The following is a 13,926-nucleotide window of genomic DNA, read 5'->3' as shown; positions in this document are numbered from 1 at the left end:
TCACCCATCCACTACGTGCCATGGGAAAAGATTAACACATCATGAATCTAAGTAAACGGTATTGGGTCTAGGCCCGGGTCCTCAGCGCTGTACGTCGGACGCGTAGAGCCGCTGCGGGTGCTCGTCGCTGAAGAGCGCCGCGCGCAGCTGCTGGGCCTTGGCCGCGCGGTCCTCGACGGGGACGCGGTGGCGCAGCTGGCGGTAGAGCTCGTCGTCCCAATACCTCGGGAAGACATGCTGGTGGTAGTGCCAGACATGCTGGTTCCCGGCCGGCTCATTGTGCTGGCGGGTGCTGGTGCCATCGGGCTTCCACGCCAGCTTCATCGCCAAAGCGACGCGGCGGGTCTCGCGCATGATCGCTGCGCCGATCTGCTCATCAAGGTCGTACAGGGATTCCAGATGGGCGGTCGGGATGATCATGACATGCCCGCCGAAGTTCCCGAAACCGTCGCAGGCCATGATCGCAGCGACCTGGTCGGTCTGGTAGATCAGGTCCGTGGGCGCACACAGGTTGTCCTCGCTGAAGGGCAGGTCGTTGACCAGCTCGCAGAAGGGACACTGGTAGCCCAGCGGTTCGTGGGAACGGTAGAGCACTAGTCCTCCAGCTCGGCGGCTAATTCCTCGAAGACCCAGGCGAACATGTCCAGGGTGAACTCGCTGAAGGTGCCTTCCTCGCTGACCCAGTTGCCCTTGGCGTTGCTCCGGCGGTAGACAATGGGATCCGGGACCTCCAGCTGGGACTGCTTGAAGCCCCAAACGAACTTCTCCTCCTCGTCTTCGAGGAACAACAGGTAGCCGTCGTCGATTTCGAGTTCCTCGGGATCGAAGAAGTAGTGGTAGGCCTCCATGAAATCGTCATTGTTGCCCAGGGCGAGATAAAACTCTTCCAGGACAAAGGGGATCTGGACCTTGGACTCCGCCAAGCCGTCAGCCAATTCCCCGGCGGTCAGGCCATCGGCTTCGTTCCACTGGTCCTCAAGGTATTTCGGGACGAGGGAACGGAACTTCTCTAGAAACATGTCAGCCATGGTTCAATCCTATCCAGAACTAGCGCAGCTCAAGTGCACTGAGCGCAATCCACAACTGGACCCTGTCGCTGGTCACGTTCGGGTCGTAGCCGGACAGTTCAGCGATCTGCTGCATGCGGTAGCGCACGGTATTGCGGTGCAGTCCCAGCGATTCGGCCACCGCTCCGACCGAGCCGTCGCGGTTCAGATATTCTCGCAGGGTGCGCATCAGCCCCGAGTCGTGTGACGAGTCGAAATCCTGGATGGGGCCCAGCGCCTCCGCTGCAAGATCCTGCAGCGGCACGTCGCGGGCCGCCAGCAGCAGCGAGGTCAGCGAGAGCTTGGTGGGGACGTTCACCCGTTCGCCGTGGCGCAGGGATTCCAACGCCTCGAAATAGCTCCACCGGATGCCGGTGGTGTTCGAGTAGCGTCCTCCGTAGCCGACCTTGGCCGGGATTCCCGCCGTGGCCAGATACGCGTCCAGCCGGTCGATAGACAGCTGCACCTGCCTATAGGCCACGATGACCACCAGACGGTCCTCGACGATGGCGGTGACCTGCGAGGCGAGATCCGCAGGCAGGGGCAGGGTCTGCAGCCGCTCGGACTGGCCGCTGGCCTGCACCAGCACCACCGAGTGCTCCCGCTGGGATTCCAGGCCCAGCGCGCCCAGGCGCACCGCGGCGTCCGAACCGGAAAGCACGCCGGAGGCGAGGTCCGCCAGCACCTGCCCGTTGGCCAGCCGTTGGGAAGCGCGCAACCGCGACTTATTGGTCAATTCCAAGCCGATCAGCGATTGCGCGTATTCGACAATCGGGTCGTGGGTGTAGGGCTCTGCGATGTGCAGCGTGCAACGGTCGCGCAGCCCGGTGGCCACGGGCAGTTCATGCCAGGAGCGCTCCGGTTCGAAGTCGCCGCTGATCATCTCCCCATGCAGGCTCAGCGCGACGTCCGTATGCAGCATCTTCGACAGTTCGGCGAGCATGCGGTCCAGGTCCGAGGAGAGCAACGACTGGGCCAGCTTCTGGTGGGCGCGCAGCAGATTCTCGACACGCTTGACGTGGTCGGCGTTCAGGGCTTCGGCAATCAGGCGGGAGACGGCGGCGAAAGGGGTTTTGTAGGGCACCTCGATCACTGGAAGGCCAACCTCGCGGGCGGTTTCCAGGACCGGTTCGGGCACGCTTTCGTGCTCAAGGCCAATACCGAATCCCAGCGCCACCACATCGTTTGCCGCCAAGGTGCGGACGAAGTCAATCTGCGCCGGCGCCGACTTCTGACGGACCCCGGTGGTCAGCACGATCTCCCGGCCGGTAAGGAACTTGGAAGGGTCCAGCAGCTCCGTCACCGCACCCCACGTGATCGCGGTCTCCAAAGCATGTGTAGGATCAGTTAAAGCTCTCAGCCCGAGCTCGTCATGTTCCAGTAGTCCGCGTAAACTAATTGCCATAAGTTCATTCTATGGTGCGACCGCTGCTGCAACGATTTGCGCAAAATGCTCAAAGAAGTGAGCGAAAGATGCCGAAAAGTGACCACATTGCGAAATTTTTGCGCTAGCTTAGTGACATGAGCTCTCCATCATCTACTCAGGGCGCTCCGCTCGCATCAGACAAGCGTGAGACATTCTCCTCACGCAAGCTCTTCATTCTCTCCGCGATCGGTTCGGCCGTTGGTCTGGGAAACATTTGGCGTTTCCCCTACGTCGCCTACGAAAACGGCGGCGGTGCATTCCTCATCCCTTACCTGGTAGCCATCCTGTGTGCCGGTATCCCGCTACTTTTCCTGGACTACGCCGTCGGCCACCGCTACCGGGGTTCGGCGCCGCTGTCGTACCGCCGCGCGAACCGCAAGGCCGAAGTGCTCGGCTGGTGGCAGGTGCTGATCTGCTTTATCATCGCCATCTACTACGCGGCCATCATCGCGTGGGCCGCCATGTACTGCTGGTTCTCCATCACGAAGGCCTGGGACAAGAACCCCGACGGTGCCGGCGGATTCTTCATGAACGACTTCCTGAAGGTCCAGGATGAGGTCACCGTCGGCTTCGACTTTGTCGGTCCGGTACTGATCCCGATGTTCGCCGTCTGGCTGATCGCCATCGTGATCATGGTTGCCGGCGTGAACAAGGGCATCTCCCGCGCCAACGCGATCTTCATGCCGCTGCTGATCGTCATGTTCCTGATCCTCGTGGTCCAGTCGGTCTTCCTGCCCGGCGCCATCGACGGCCTGAACACCTTCTTCACCCCGAACTTCGAAGCGCTGAAGGACCCGAGCGTCTGGGCCGCGGCCTTCGGGCACATCTTCTTCTCGCTGTCCGTGGCCTTCGGCATCATGGTCACCTACTCCTCCTACATGAAGCGCAAGAGCGACCTGACCGGTTCGGGCTACGTGGTGGCCTTCGCGAACTCCAGCTTCGAGCTGCTGGCCGGCATCGGTGTGTTCGCCGCACTGGGCTTCATGGCCTACAATGCGAACTCCAGCGTGGACGAGGTCGCCGTCAGCGGCATCGGGCTGGCGTTCATCGCCTTCCCTACGATTGTGTCGCAGGCGCCGTTGGGCTCGGTGATCGGCGTGCTGTTCTTCGGGTCGCTGGTCTTCGCCGGCTTGACCTCGCTGATCTCGATCCTCGAAGTAATCGTGGCGGCGTTCCAGGACAAGCTCGGCTGGCGCCGTGCTCCGGCAACCCTGAGCGTGACCATCCCGGTAGCGTTGATTTCGCTGGCGCTGTTCCCGACCACCACGGGCTTGTTCCTGCTGGACACCATGGACGCGTTCGTCAACCAGTTCGGCATCCTCGCCTGCGCCCTGGTCATCGTGATCGTCCTCGGCGCCGGCCTGGGCATGCTGCCGAAGCTGGCCAAGCACCTGAACCGCCACAGCTCCATCAAGGTGGGCACCGGCTGGAAGGTCTTGGTCGGTGGTGTCGGCCCGGCGGCTCTGGGCTACATGCTCATCAACGAGATCCAGACTAAAATGGCCGAGCAGTACTCCGGCTATCCGGCATGGTTCAACGGCGTCTTCGGCTGGGGCATGGCCGGTGCGCTGATTGTCGGCGCAGTCATCTTGTCGTTGATTCCGTGGAGCAAGAAATCCAAGCTCAATGATCCGGAATTCCACCAGCACAAGAAGAACGTCGAGGCCGAGGAAATTCCGGAACCTGCAGGAAAGGAGTACTAAAAATGAGTACGCTTGCCATTGTCTTCATGATCGTTTCAATGCTCACCATCTGGGGCGGCCTGGCCGTTTCCCTGATCCACCTCTCGCGTCACCCGGAGAAAACCGATGACGACGTGATCGAGCCGGCACACACGCTGTAGCCTCGAACCACGGCACCACCGGCGCGGCCCCCGTTCCCTTCGCGGAACGGGGGCCGCGCCGCGTCTGTGCACTTGCACTACCAAGCCGGTGCCCACTTGTGCTGAATCCGGTAGTGCAACGATTCGCGCCAACATATTCTGCTACTAGAACTTTGCATTCCCCGGCGAATGCAGGAGCCATAGTGAGAGGAAAAGCTGGTGGACGTTACCTACCGCATTGAACAGAAGCGCAAGCTCGAAGGCCCATTCCCAGGCCCCAAGTCGCAGGAGCTGGCCGCCCGCCGCGCCAACGCGGTGGCAGCAGGCGTCGCCTCGACCCTTCCGGTGTACGCTGCAGACGTTGACGGCGGCATCATTGTCGATGTCGACGGCAACCAGCTGATCGACCTCGGCTCCGGCATCGCCGTGACCACCGTTGGCGCGTCGAACCCGGCAGTGGCCAAGGCCGTTGCCGAGCAGGCGCAGCGCTTCACCCACACCTGCTTCATGGTGGCCCCGTACGAGGGCTACATTGCACTGGCCGAGAAGCTGGCCGCGATCACCCCCGGCACCTTCGAAAAGCGCGCCGCGTTCTTCAACTCCGGTTCCGAAGCAGTGGAGAACGCCATCAAGGTGGCCCGTGTGGCCACCGGCCGCCAGGCGGTTGTCGCCTTCGACCACGCCTACCACGGCCGCACCAACCTGACCATGGGACTGACCGCCAAGGCTGCTCCGTACAAGCGCGGCTTCGGCCCGCTGGCACCGGAAATCTACCGCATGCCGATGAGCTACCCATACCGCGAAGAGAACCCGAACATCTCGGGCAAGGAAGCCGCAGAGCGCGCCATCCTGGCCATGGAGAAGCAGATCGGCGGCGACCAGATCGCCGCGATCATCATCGAGCCGATCCAGGGCGAAGGCGGCTTCATTGTTCCCGCCGCCGGCTTCCTGCCGCGCATCGCCGAATGGGCCAAGGAAAACGGCATCGTCTTCGTTGCCGATGAAGTCCAGGCCGGCTTTGCCCGCTCGGGTGCCTGGTTCGCTTCGGACATCGAGGAAATCGAGCCGGACATCATCACCGTGGCCAAGGGCATCGCCGGCGGCATGCCGCTGTCGGGCATCGTGGGCCGCGCCGAGCTGATCGACGCAGTGCACGGCGGCGGCCTGGGCGGCACCTACGGCGGCAACCCCGTCGCCGTGGCCGCTGCGCTGGAATCCATCAAGTTCATGGAAGACCAGGACCTGCCGGGCCGCGCCCGCGAGATTGAAGAGCAGTTCTTCGCCCGCTTCATCGCGCTGCAGAAGGACGTTCCCGCACTGGGCGAGGTCCGTGGCCGCGGCGCCATGATTGCGCTGGAATTCGTCAAGGCCGGCGGCAAGCAGCCTGACGCGGCCCTGACCAAGGCCATCGCCGAAGAGTGCCTGGCCCAGGGTGTCCTGATCCTGACCTGCGGCACCTACGGCAACGTTGTTCGCCTGTTGCCACCACTGGTCATCGGCGACGAACTGCTGACCGACGCGTTCGACGTGCTGGAAGCAGCCATCCGCAAGCACGCCGCCTAAGCGGCAGCAAACGGATAAACCCACCCCAAGCGGCATCCCCGCACGGCCCACGCTGTGCGGGGATGCCGTGCGTTAACCGGAAGGCGGGATCTTGGGTGCTCCCTGCGGCCCGCGCATCCTCCAGCGGGAAGCCCTGGGCCCGGCAGAGCGCCGAGCCTCGTGCGGATGCGCAACGGCCCTGCGGAACGGGTGCGGTCCGCTGAAGGGGCCAGCTAGAGGTTGCAAAGGAAAACCCGCAGCACCGGGGACGATCCGTTGTAGGTGCTGCGGGTCTGGCCCGGCTGGGGCGCGGGGCTAGACGAGCTTCTTGGGCTCCGGCATGCTGCCGGCCTTGGGAGCCCGGAGCATGTCGACCAGCACGATGATGACCGCGACCCAGACCAGTCCGAAGCCGACCCAGCGTTCGGCAGGCATCTGCTCGCCGAAGACCAGCAGCCCCAGGACGAACTGGATCAACGGCGCCAGGAACTGCAACGAGCCGACGGTGCTCAGCGGCAGCCGCCGCGCCGCCCCTCCGAAGAGCAGCAGCGGAACCGCGGTGATGATGCCGCTGGCCGCCAGCAGCAGCAGCGTGCCGGAATCCGCCTGGAACAGGGCCGAGGAGTCGGCGAGGGCCAGCCAGCCGATGAACACGGCGGCTAGGGGCGTGAGCCACAGGGTTTCCATCGTCAGCGTCCCCAGCGCGGTGCCGCTCTGGCCCACCTGGTTCTTCACGAGGCCGTAGAAGCCGAAGGAGAATGCCAGTCCCAGGGATATCCACGGGACGCGGCCCAACCCGATGGTCAGCACGAGCACCGCGGCGGAGGCGAAGCCCACGGCCACCCATTGGAGGGGTCGTAGCCGTTCCTTGAGCACAAGCACTCCGAGCAGGATCGCTACGATCGGGTTGATGAAGTAGCCCAGCGATGCTTCCAGCACGTGTCCTGTCAGCACCGCCACCGCGTACAGGACCCAGTTCGTCGCGATCAGGAAGCTGGCCAGGGCCAGCTGCCACATGGTTTTGCCTTCCTTGAACATGGCCGCGAACTGGCGCATCTGCCGGGTCGCCAACAGAAGCAGGACGCAGAAGATCAACGAGAAGAGCACCCGGACCGCAACGAATTCAAAGGCGGAAATCTGCGGGAGCATGAGGAAGTACACCGGAAGCAGGCCCCAGATGAGGTAGGCGCTCGTTCCCTGGATCAGGCCGTAGCTGTGCTGCGAACGGATGGGTTTCACGGTGTTTGGTGTCATGCGGTGCGATGGCTTTCGAACGAAGTGGGCTGCGTGGAGCCCGGAAAACTCCCCATGGGAAGTAGATACAAGTCACACCGTATAACATCACCTCGCGCTCCGTATTCCCGCCTGCGCAGGCGGACCGGCAATGTTGCAAAGATCACCGGTCCGGCGCGCAAGTATTCGCCGGCGGGCGGAACGGTGCGGCGTATCCATACGTTGACTAGACTAGGAAGACTTAGTACGGATTCATCTTTAGGGGAGTACGCCATCGTGCATGGACACAACAACGGATTCAAGACAGCCCTTTTGCTCGGCGGCATGTTTGCGTTGCTCCTGGCGATTGGCTCTCTGATTGCCAATGGAACCGGCAACGCCAGCTTCATCTGGATCTTCGCCTTGATCGGCGTGGCCACTACGGCCTACGGCTACTGGAACAGCGACAAGATCGCGCTGCGTTCGATGCGTGCCTACCCAGTGACCGAAGAGCAGCAGCCGCAGATGTACAGGATCGTGCGCGAGCTGTCGATGAACGCCCAGCAGCCGATGCCGCGCCTGTACGTCTCGCCGACCGCTTCGCCGAACGCCTTCGCGACCGGACGTAACCCGGAGAATGCCGCGGTGTGCTGCACCGAGGGCATTATGCAGCTGCTCAATGAGCGCGAGCTGCGCGGCGTGCTGGGACACGAGCTGATGCACGTCTACAACCGCGACATCCTCACCTCCTCGGTGGCGGCTGCCATCGCCGGCGTGATCACGTCGCTGGCGCAGTTCCTGCTGTTCTTCGGCGGCGGAAACAACAACGAGAACCGCAACGTCAACCCGATCGCGCTGATCGCGCTGTCGCTGCTGGCTCCGATTGCCGCGTCGATCATCCAGATGGCGGTCAGCCGCACCCGCGAGTTCGACGCGGACGAGGACGGCGCCAAGCTGACCGGCGACCCGCTGGCCCTGGCCAGCGCACTGCGTCGGCTGGAATCAGGGATCAGCGCCGCCCCGCTGGGCGCGCAGGACCAGAAGCTGGTCAACAGCTCGCACCTGATGATCGCCAACCCGTTCGGTTCCAAGATGAAGCAGATGTTCTCCACCCACCCGCCGATGGACCAACGCATTGCACGCCTTGAGGCCATGGCAGGCGGCCGGCAGTACTAGGCTCCGGCAACGCGCCCGGAAGACAGAAATAGGCGAGGAGCCCCGGCAGGGGCTCCTCGCCAATGTCGTACCGCAGCGGTGAACGCCTAGCGGTAGTTGATGAACTGGAGGTCGGCTTCCTCGAAGTCCTTCAGCAGCGCAATGATGCTCTGCAGGTCATCGCGGGACTTGGACGAGACACGCAGCTCGTCGCCCTGGATGATGGACTTGACGCCCTTCGGCCCCTCGTCGCGGATCAGCTTGTTGATCTTCTTGGCGACATCCTGGGCGATGCCCTCCTTGATGCCCGCTTCGATGCGGTATTCCTTGCCCGAGGCGAAAGGCTCGCCTGCGTCCAGGGACTTCAGCGAGATGTTGCGCTTGACCAGCTTGGACTGGAAGACGTCCAGAACGGCCTTCACGCGCTCTTCCGACGAGGCCTTCATGAGGATCTTCTCGCCACTGAAATCGATCTCGGCGCCTACGCCCTTGAAGTCGTAGCGCTGCTGGATTTCCTTCTGGGCCTGGTGCAGCGCGTTGGCTACTTCCTGGCTGTCCACCTTGCTGACAACGTCAAAACTGGAATCGCTAGCCATGTGAATACTCCTAGATGTAACGGTTCAGATTCGAGTCCAAGACTACCGGTTTTAGACCCCGAAAACCGGCTGTGATCAGGGTTACAGCAAAAAGGCCCCTCTCGATTTCACATCATCGAAAATCTCCTGTAGAGTTATTTCTCGTTCCGACAAGAACAAATGTTCTCAAACGGAGCGGCTCGGCAGATTACCCGAGTGGCCAAAGGGGGCTGACTGTAAATCAGCTGGCAACGCCTTCACTGGTTCGAATCCAGTATCTGCCACAAATAACTCCCAGATCGAAAGATCTGGGAGTTTTTTTGATTAACCCGAAGTTATTCCCGAAATGGCCAAGGCTCGTTAAATCTCCCATTACTGGGTATTCACCGTGTGCGTCCGCTACCGTGTAAGCATGGCAACTAAAAATGTGAGCGAAAACGAATTCGCGCAGCTGATCGAAGAGAACGACATTGTCCTCGTGGATTTCTGGGCTGCGTGGTGCGGTCCTTGCCGCCAGTTCGCCCCAGTGTACGAGCAGACTTCGGAGAAGTTCACCGACGTCGTCTTCGCGAAGGTCGACACCGAGGCTGAACAGGGCCTGGCCCGCGCCGCCAACGTCACCTCCATCCCGACCATCATGGCCTTCCGTGAAAAGGTCCTCGTGTTCTCGCAGGCCGGCGCCCTGAACGCCAGCCAGCTCGAAGACCTGGTCACTGCGGTCAAGGGCATCGACATGGGCGAGGTCCACGCGCAGATCGCCCAGGAAGCCGCACAGGCGGAGTCCTGAATCCCTACGCTTCGGGTTCTAGCGCTCCCGGTGATCCAGCGGCGCATAGCGGGGCCCGAAGCTTTGCTTCCGTTCGCCCGAAAGCTGCAGCAGGCGAACCACCCGCTGGCGATGCGGAGCGAACGGAGCAAGAAGTTCCAGCATTCCGGCGTCATCCACGCGCCTGCCGGTGAGCACCTGGCCCACGAACGCCGCCAAGTGGAAATCTCCCACGGACACTAAATCCGCCGAGCCATGCGAACGCTGCAACGTCTCGGCCACGGTCCAGGGGCCAATGCCCGGCAGCGAGAGCAGTGCAGCCTCCAAGGTTCCGGGTTTTCTCGCGGACGGCTTCGCCTCCTCGATTGGACGTCCGGCCCACCACTGAAGGCTTCCGGCCGCCGCCGCCACCTGGCGCAGCGCCGAAGCCCGCTGCTGGTCAACCCTCGCTGCCTGCCAATCCCACCGGTTCATCGTCGCGATCTGCTCGGCCCCGGGGGCAATACGCAGACCTTCGGGCACCGGACCGGGTGCCGGCCGCCCCTTGTGGCGGATCAGCCACCGCCATGCGAAGTTCGCCTCGATCCCGGTGACGCGCTGCTCCAGCACTGCGCCCAGCAGATGCTCGAAAATCCGGTTGGTCCGCGGCAAGACGACATCCCGGTGCAGGGAACGGGTATGCCGCACGATCTGTGGCAGCAGCCCGTTGAATTCCGGGGCGTCGAAAGCGCTCCAGTCGTCACTGGCGCCCAGCAGATCCGGGGCGAACTCCACCGCCCACCGGGCTCCGGGGCCCCACGCCTGGAATGTTGCAGGCGAGTTAAGCGCGGATTTGAGAATTCGCAGCGAGGCATCCCCGTCGGGAGTTGCGAACACCAGCCAGGCTTCGGAGCCGGACAAGCGAATCGTTGGATCACCCAGCCCTCGGCGCAGAATCCCCAATGACTTGCCCAGAGACACCGGGCGCTGGGGATCGAAGTTCCCTGTCGCGGCATTCTGATCCAACTGCATCGGCGGCAGAATCCTCTCTTTTCGCTGGGCGCAGGCGTCTCATTCTGTTAGCACCGCGAAAGTGCTCCGGGAACTGCGTGACGTAAGACTACGGGCGGGAACGACAAGTGTGACACCCGCCGGTAAAGTTCTTGACATGAAGTATGCGCCTACCGTTCTGGACCTGATCGGCAACACGCCGCTCGTGAAACTCAACCGCGTGACTGAAGGCATCAAGGCCACGGTACTCGTGAAGCTCGAATACTTGAACCCGGGCGGTTCCATCAAGGACCGCATCGCGCTGAAGATGATCGAGCGTGCAGAGCAGAGCGGCGAGCTGAAACCGGGGGGCACCATTGTGGAGCCCACCAGCGGCAACACCGGCGTCGGCCTGGCCATGGTGGGCCAGCTCAAGGGATACCGCACCGTCTTCGTCACCCCGGACAAGGTCGGCGAGGAAAAACGCGACGTGTTGCGCGCCTACGGAGCCGAGGTCGTGGTGACCCCCACCGCGGTCGCCCCGGATTCGCCCGAGTCGTACTACGGGGTTTCGGACCGTTTGGTCACCGAGATCGACGGCGCCTACAAACCCGACCAGTTCTCCAACCCCGGGGCGCCGGACAGCCACTTTGAAACCACGGGCCCGGAAATCTGGACCGACACCGACGGCAAACTGACCCATGTGGTGATCAGCGCCGGCACCGGCGGCACCATCACCGGCACCGGCCGCTACCTCAAGCAGATCTCCGCCGACCGCGCCTCCGGCCCGGTGAAGGTCATCGCCGCGGACCCGGACGGCTCGGTCTACTCCGGCGGCACCGGCCGCCCCTACTTCGTCGAGGGCGTGGGAGAAGACATGTGGCCGGGGAACTACGACCCTGCCGTGCCCGACGAGGTCCAGGCCGTCACCGACGCCGAGGCCTTCGCCATGACCCGCCGGCTGGCCAAGGAAGAGGGACTGCTGCTGGGCGGCTCCTCGGGCATGGCGGTCGCAGCGGCCCTGCGCATCGCCAAGGACCTGGACGAGGACGACGTCATCGTCGTCATCGCCCCGGACGGGGGCCGCGGCTACCTGGCCAAGATCTACAACGAATCGTGGATGCTGACCCAGGGCTTCACCGGAGACGGCGACGCCGAGCTGCGTCGCGTGGCTACCGCGCTGGCGGCCGACCCGGTGATGACCATTCCGCTGGACACCACGCTGGCCCGGGCCGCGGCATCGCTGCGCGAATCCGGAGCGGACGCGCTGGTTGCCGCCACGGCACAGTTGCCGGCCCGCATCGGCGAGGTTCGCGGGGTCGTCGGCGCCGCGCAGCTCACCGAGGCGTTGCTGGCCGGGGCCGCGCCGGAGAGCACCCTGGCCGACCTGGACTCGCTGCCCGTCCCGCTGCTGGGAGTGGGGGAGAGCCTAGAGCGCGCCCACCAGCTGCTGGCGGATCACCCCGCTGTGCTGCTGGCCGACAACGGCGAAGTCGTCGCCGCCCTGACCGCATCAGACCTGCTGGCCTACGTCACCCGCTAGAGATTTCGCAAAGGACACACATTCAATGACTCGCAATGCCCAGGGATCCAACACCCGCTTCGTCCACGCCGGCCAGGCCTTTGAACCGGTCACCGGCGCCGTGGTGCCTCCGCTGCACTTCTCCTCGACCTATGCGCAGGAAGCCATCGGCCAGCTGCGCAGCGGCTACGAATACGGCCGCGGCGGCAATCCGACCCGCGACGCGCTGCAGGAGCAGCTGGCCTCCGCCGAGCATGGCACCCACGCCTTCTCCTTCGGCTCCGGCCTGGCCGCCGAAGATTCGCTGATCCGCGCGATCCTGCGCCCGGGGGACCACATCGTGCTGGGCAACGACGCCTACGGCGGCACCTTCCGCCTGATCGACCGCGTGCTGGGCGCCTGGGGCATCGGCAACACCCCGGTGGACATGGGCGACGAGGCGGCGCTGACCGCAGCGATCGAAAAGAACAAGGCGAAGCTGGTGTGGGTCGAGACCCCGTCGAACCCGATGATGAAGATCACCGACATCGCCAAGGCCGCGCGGATCGCCCACGCAGCCGGCGCGCTGCTGGTCGTGGACAACACGTTCGCCAGTCCCTTCCTGCAGCAGCCGCTGGCGCTGGGCGCGGACATCGTGGTGCACTCGACCACCAAGTACATCGGCGGCCACTCCGACGTGGTCGGCGGGGCGGTCATCGTCAAGGACGCCGAACTGGCGGAGAAGATCGGGTTCATCCAGTTTGCCGTGGGCGCGGTCTCCGGCCCGATGGACGCGTTCCTGACCACCCGCGGCCTGAAGACCCTGGGCGTGCGCATGCGCACCCACTCGGAAAACGCGGCGCAGGTGGCCGCCTGGTTGGGCGAGCGCAAGGAAGTGGAGCGGGTGCTGTACCCGGGCCTGGAAAACCACCCGGGCCACGAGATCGCCAAGACCCAGATGAGCGGCTTCGGCGGCATGGTCTCCGTGCAGTTCGCCGGCGGCGAGGCGGCGGCCCGCACCGTCGCGGAAAGCACCAGGCTGTTCACCCTGGCCGAGTCGCTGGGCGGCATCGAATCGCTGATGAACTACCCCTCGGAGATGACCCACGCATCGGTCAAGGGCACCGAGCTGGCCGTGCCGGTGAATCTGCTGCGCCTCTCGGTGGGCATCGAGGACGCTGCTGACCTCATTGACGACCTGGACCGGGCCTTCTCCGCGCTGTAGGAGGCAAGGACACCCGATGCCGGAGGAATAGGCAACGGACGGAAATGAAAAATGCGCGCTGACCCGTCACCGGGTTCAGCGCGCATTTGCCGTCCTGCCCGCGAACCTGCAGGTCCGGGTGCTGGGCGGCGCGGGAGTTGTCAGCGCGGGGGCAGCGGGCGGCGTTTGCGCGGCTTGGGGGAGACCACCTTGAAGTAGCGGTTGCTGGCCGGCGCCCACATCAGCGCGACGCTCAACAGCACGATGGCCGCCAGGATTGAATACCGTCCCATGCGCAGCACCATGGGCAGGGCCGCGATCAGCCCGACCCAAGTCAGCTGGGCCCGCGCCGCGCGCTGGCCGAGGAACAGCCGGTACGCCAGAATGCCGAACGCGGCCCCGGCGGCCAGCAGCAGCACGACCAGGGCCATCGCGCCGAGGTCGAAGGAACCGCGTTGGGTTTGTTCGTAAACCAGGAATGCGCCGAAGCCCAAGAAGAGCACTCCGGCCAGCACCCAGAGCAGCTGCGAGATGAGCAGCCCGCCGGGCACGGGCTCGTCCGGACGCCTTGGAAAATCACGAATATTCACGGTTCCAACCCTACTGGTTTAGCTGCGGTGCCCGATCTCACACACCCCTGACGCTGACAAACAGGCTCCGGATTCGTTAGCATTAGGTGTTCGCGAACATCAGGGTATCCCTTGCATC

General features: G+C 63.9%; 14 protein-coding genes and 1 tRNA gene. 8 read left to right on the top strand and 7 right to left on the bottom strand.

Features of this window, described 5'->3' with window-relative positions; genetic code table 11:
- Window positions 1–81 precede the first annotated feature (81 nt).
- Genes IEY43_RS12850 through IEY43_RS12840 form a run of 3 tightly spaced genes read right to left on the bottom strand, consistent with a single transcriptional unit; the run spans window position 82 to window position 2,451 of the window.
- Window positions 82–594, bottom strand: a complete 513-nt coding sequence (locus IEY43_RS12850; RefSeq protein WP_188948976.1) for an HIT family protein — start codon at window positions 592–594, stop codon at window positions 82–84.
- Window positions 594–1,028, bottom strand: a complete 435-nt coding sequence (locus IEY43_RS12845) for a hypothetical protein (protein ID WP_188948975.1) — start codon at window positions 1,026–1,028, stop codon at window positions 594–596. Before IEY43_RS12845 ends, IEY43_RS12850 begins: the two co-directional genes overlap by 1 nt.
- A gap of 19 nt (window positions 1,029–1,047) precedes the next feature.
- Window positions 1,048–2,451, bottom strand: a complete 1,404-nt coding sequence (locus IEY43_RS12840; RefSeq protein ID WP_188948974.1) for a PucR family transcriptional regulator — start codon at window positions 2,449–2,451, stop codon at window positions 1,048–1,050.
- A gap of 116 nt (window positions 2,452–2,567) precedes the next feature.
- Between IEY43_RS12840 and IEY43_RS12835 the strand changes: the two genes are divergently transcribed.
- The 3 genes from IEY43_RS12835 (at window position 2,568) to gabT (ending at window position 5,857) form a co-directional block, all read left to right on the top strand.
- A complete protein-coding gene (locus tag IEY43_RS12835; RefSeq protein WP_188948973.1) occupies window positions 2,568–4,175 on the top strand; it encodes a sodium-dependent transporter in 1,608 nt (535 codons plus the stop codon).
- Between the two features lie 2 nt (window positions 4,176–4,177).
- The gene (locus IEY43_RS12830; protein ID WP_188948972.1) at window positions 4,178–4,315 is read left to right on the top strand and encodes a methionine/alanine import family NSS transporter small subunit; all 138 of its coding nucleotides are present in this window, start codon (window positions 4,178–4,180) and stop codon (window positions 4,313–4,315) included.
- A gap of 198 nt (window positions 4,316–4,513) precedes the next feature.
- The gene (gabT, locus tag IEY43_RS12825) at window positions 4,514–5,857 is read left to right on the top strand and encodes a 4-aminobutyrate--2-oxoglutarate transaminase (RefSeq protein WP_188948971.1); all 1,344 of its coding nucleotides are present in this window, start codon (window positions 4,514–4,516) and stop codon (window positions 5,855–5,857) included.
- A gap of 294 nt (window positions 5,858–6,151) precedes the next feature.
- On the opposite strand, the gene rarD is transcribed toward gabT, so the two are convergent.
- Window positions 6,152–7,090, bottom strand: coding sequence for an EamA family transporter RarD (gene rarD, locus IEY43_RS12820; RefSeq protein WP_188948970.1), 939 nt, complete (start codon window positions 7,088–7,090; stop codon window positions 6,152–6,154).
- A gap of 255 nt (window positions 7,091–7,345) precedes the next feature.
- Between rarD and htpX the strand changes: the two genes are divergently transcribed.
- The gene (htpX, locus tag IEY43_RS12815; protein WP_188948969.1) at window positions 7,346–8,224 is read left to right on the top strand and encodes a zinc metalloprotease HtpX; all 879 of its coding nucleotides are present in this window, start codon (window positions 7,346–7,348) and stop codon (window positions 8,222–8,224) included.
- Window positions 8,225–8,310: 86 nt separating this feature from the next.
- Here htpX and IEY43_RS12810 read toward each other — a convergent pair whose 3' ends face one another.
- Window positions 8,311–8,799 (bottom strand): YajQ family cyclic di-GMP-binding protein, encoded by a 489-nt coding sequence (locus IEY43_RS12810; RefSeq protein ID WP_188948968.1) that lies wholly within the window; start codon window positions 8,797–8,799, stop codon window positions 8,311–8,313.
- Window positions 8,800–8,980: 181 nt separating this feature from the next.
- Between IEY43_RS12810 and IEY43_RS12805 the strand changes: the two genes are divergently transcribed.
- Window positions 8,981–9,062: transfer RNA gene (locus tag IEY43_RS12805), tRNA-Tyr, on the top strand.
- 128 nt (window positions 9,063–9,190) lie between these two features.
- Window positions 9,191–9,565: a thioredoxin gene (trxA, locus tag IEY43_RS12800; RefSeq protein ID WP_188948967.1), complete on the top strand. Its 375-nt coding sequence runs from the start codon at window positions 9,191–9,193 to the stop codon at window positions 9,563–9,565.
- An 18-nt stretch (window positions 9,566–9,583) separates the two neighbouring features.
- Here the strand turns inward: trxA and IEY43_RS12795 are convergent, their stop codons facing one another.
- Window positions 9,584–10,555: a DNA-3-methyladenine glycosylase family protein gene (locus tag IEY43_RS12795; RefSeq protein WP_188948966.1), complete on the bottom strand. Its 972-nt coding sequence runs from the start codon at window positions 10,553–10,555 to the stop codon at window positions 9,584–9,586.
- A 136-nt stretch (window positions 10,556–10,691) separates the two neighbouring features.
- On the opposite strand from IEY43_RS12795, the gene IEY43_RS12790 reads away from it, so the two are divergent.
- Together IEY43_RS12790 and IEY43_RS12785 are read left to right on the top strand one after the other, a co-directional pair.
- Window positions 10,692–12,056, top strand: coding sequence for a cystathionine beta-synthase (locus IEY43_RS12790; RefSeq protein ID WP_188948965.1), 1,365 nt, complete (start codon window positions 10,692–10,694; stop codon window positions 12,054–12,056).
- A gap of 25 nt (window positions 12,057–12,081) precedes the next feature.
- Window positions 12,082–13,239: a cystathionine gamma-synthase gene (locus tag IEY43_RS12785; protein WP_188948964.1), complete on the top strand. Its 1,158-nt coding sequence runs from the start codon at window positions 12,082–12,084 to the stop codon at window positions 13,237–13,239.
- A gap of 140 nt (window positions 13,240–13,379) precedes the next feature.
- Here IEY43_RS12785 and IEY43_RS12780 read toward each other — a convergent pair whose 3' ends face one another.
- A complete protein-coding gene (locus IEY43_RS12780) occupies window positions 13,380–13,808 on the bottom strand; it encodes a hypothetical protein (RefSeq protein ID WP_188948963.1) in 429 nt (142 codons plus the stop codon).
- Window positions 13,809–13,926 lie beyond the last annotated feature (118 nt).

The organism is Glutamicibacter protophormiae, assembly GCF_014647495.1.
Lineage (GTDB): Bacteria > Actinomycetota > Actinomycetes > Actinomycetales > Micrococcaceae > Glutamicibacter > Glutamicibacter protophormiae.
Note: the sequence above shows the minus strand (reverse complement) of the source record. Positions and strands in the feature narration are given on the sequence as shown.

Coding starts and splice junctions, on each gene's coding strand:
- IEY43_RS12810 (WP_188948968.1), bottom strand. CDS start 8,799: ATGGCTAGCGATTCCAGTTTTGACGTTGTCAGCAAGGTGGACAGCCAG.
- IEY43_RS12785 (WP_188948964.1), top strand. CDS start 12,082: ATGACTCGCAATGCCCAGGGATCCAACACCCGCTTCGTCCACGCCGGC.
- IEY43_RS12790 (WP_188948965.1), top strand. CDS start 10,692: ATGAAGTATGCGCCTACCGTTCTGGACCTGATCGGCAACACGCCGCTC.
- IEY43_RS12830 (WP_188948972.1), top strand. CDS start 4,178: ATGAGTACGCTTGCCATTGTCTTCATGATCGTTTCAATGCTCACCATC.
- IEY43_RS12840 (WP_188948974.1), bottom strand. CDS start 2,451: ATGGCAATTAGTTTACGCGGACTACTGGAACATGACGAGCTCGGGCTG.
- IEY43_RS12795 (WP_188948966.1), bottom strand. CDS start 10,555: ATGCAGTTGGATCAGAATGCCGCGACAGGGAACTTCGATCCCCAGCGC.
- trxA (WP_188948967.1), top strand. CDS start 9,191: ATGGCAACTAAAAATGTGAGCGAAAACGAATTCGCGCAGCTGATCGAA.
- IEY43_RS12845 (WP_188948975.1), bottom strand. CDS start 1,028: ATGGCTGACATGTTTCTAGAGAAGTTCCGTTCCCTCGTCCCGAAATAC.
- rarD (WP_188948970.1), bottom strand. CDS start 7,090: ATGACACCAAACACCGTGAAACCCATCCGTTCGCAGCACAGCTACGGC.
- IEY43_RS12835 (WP_188948973.1), top strand. CDS start 2,568: ATGAGCTCTCCATCATCTACTCAGGGCGCTCCGCTCGCATCAGACAAG.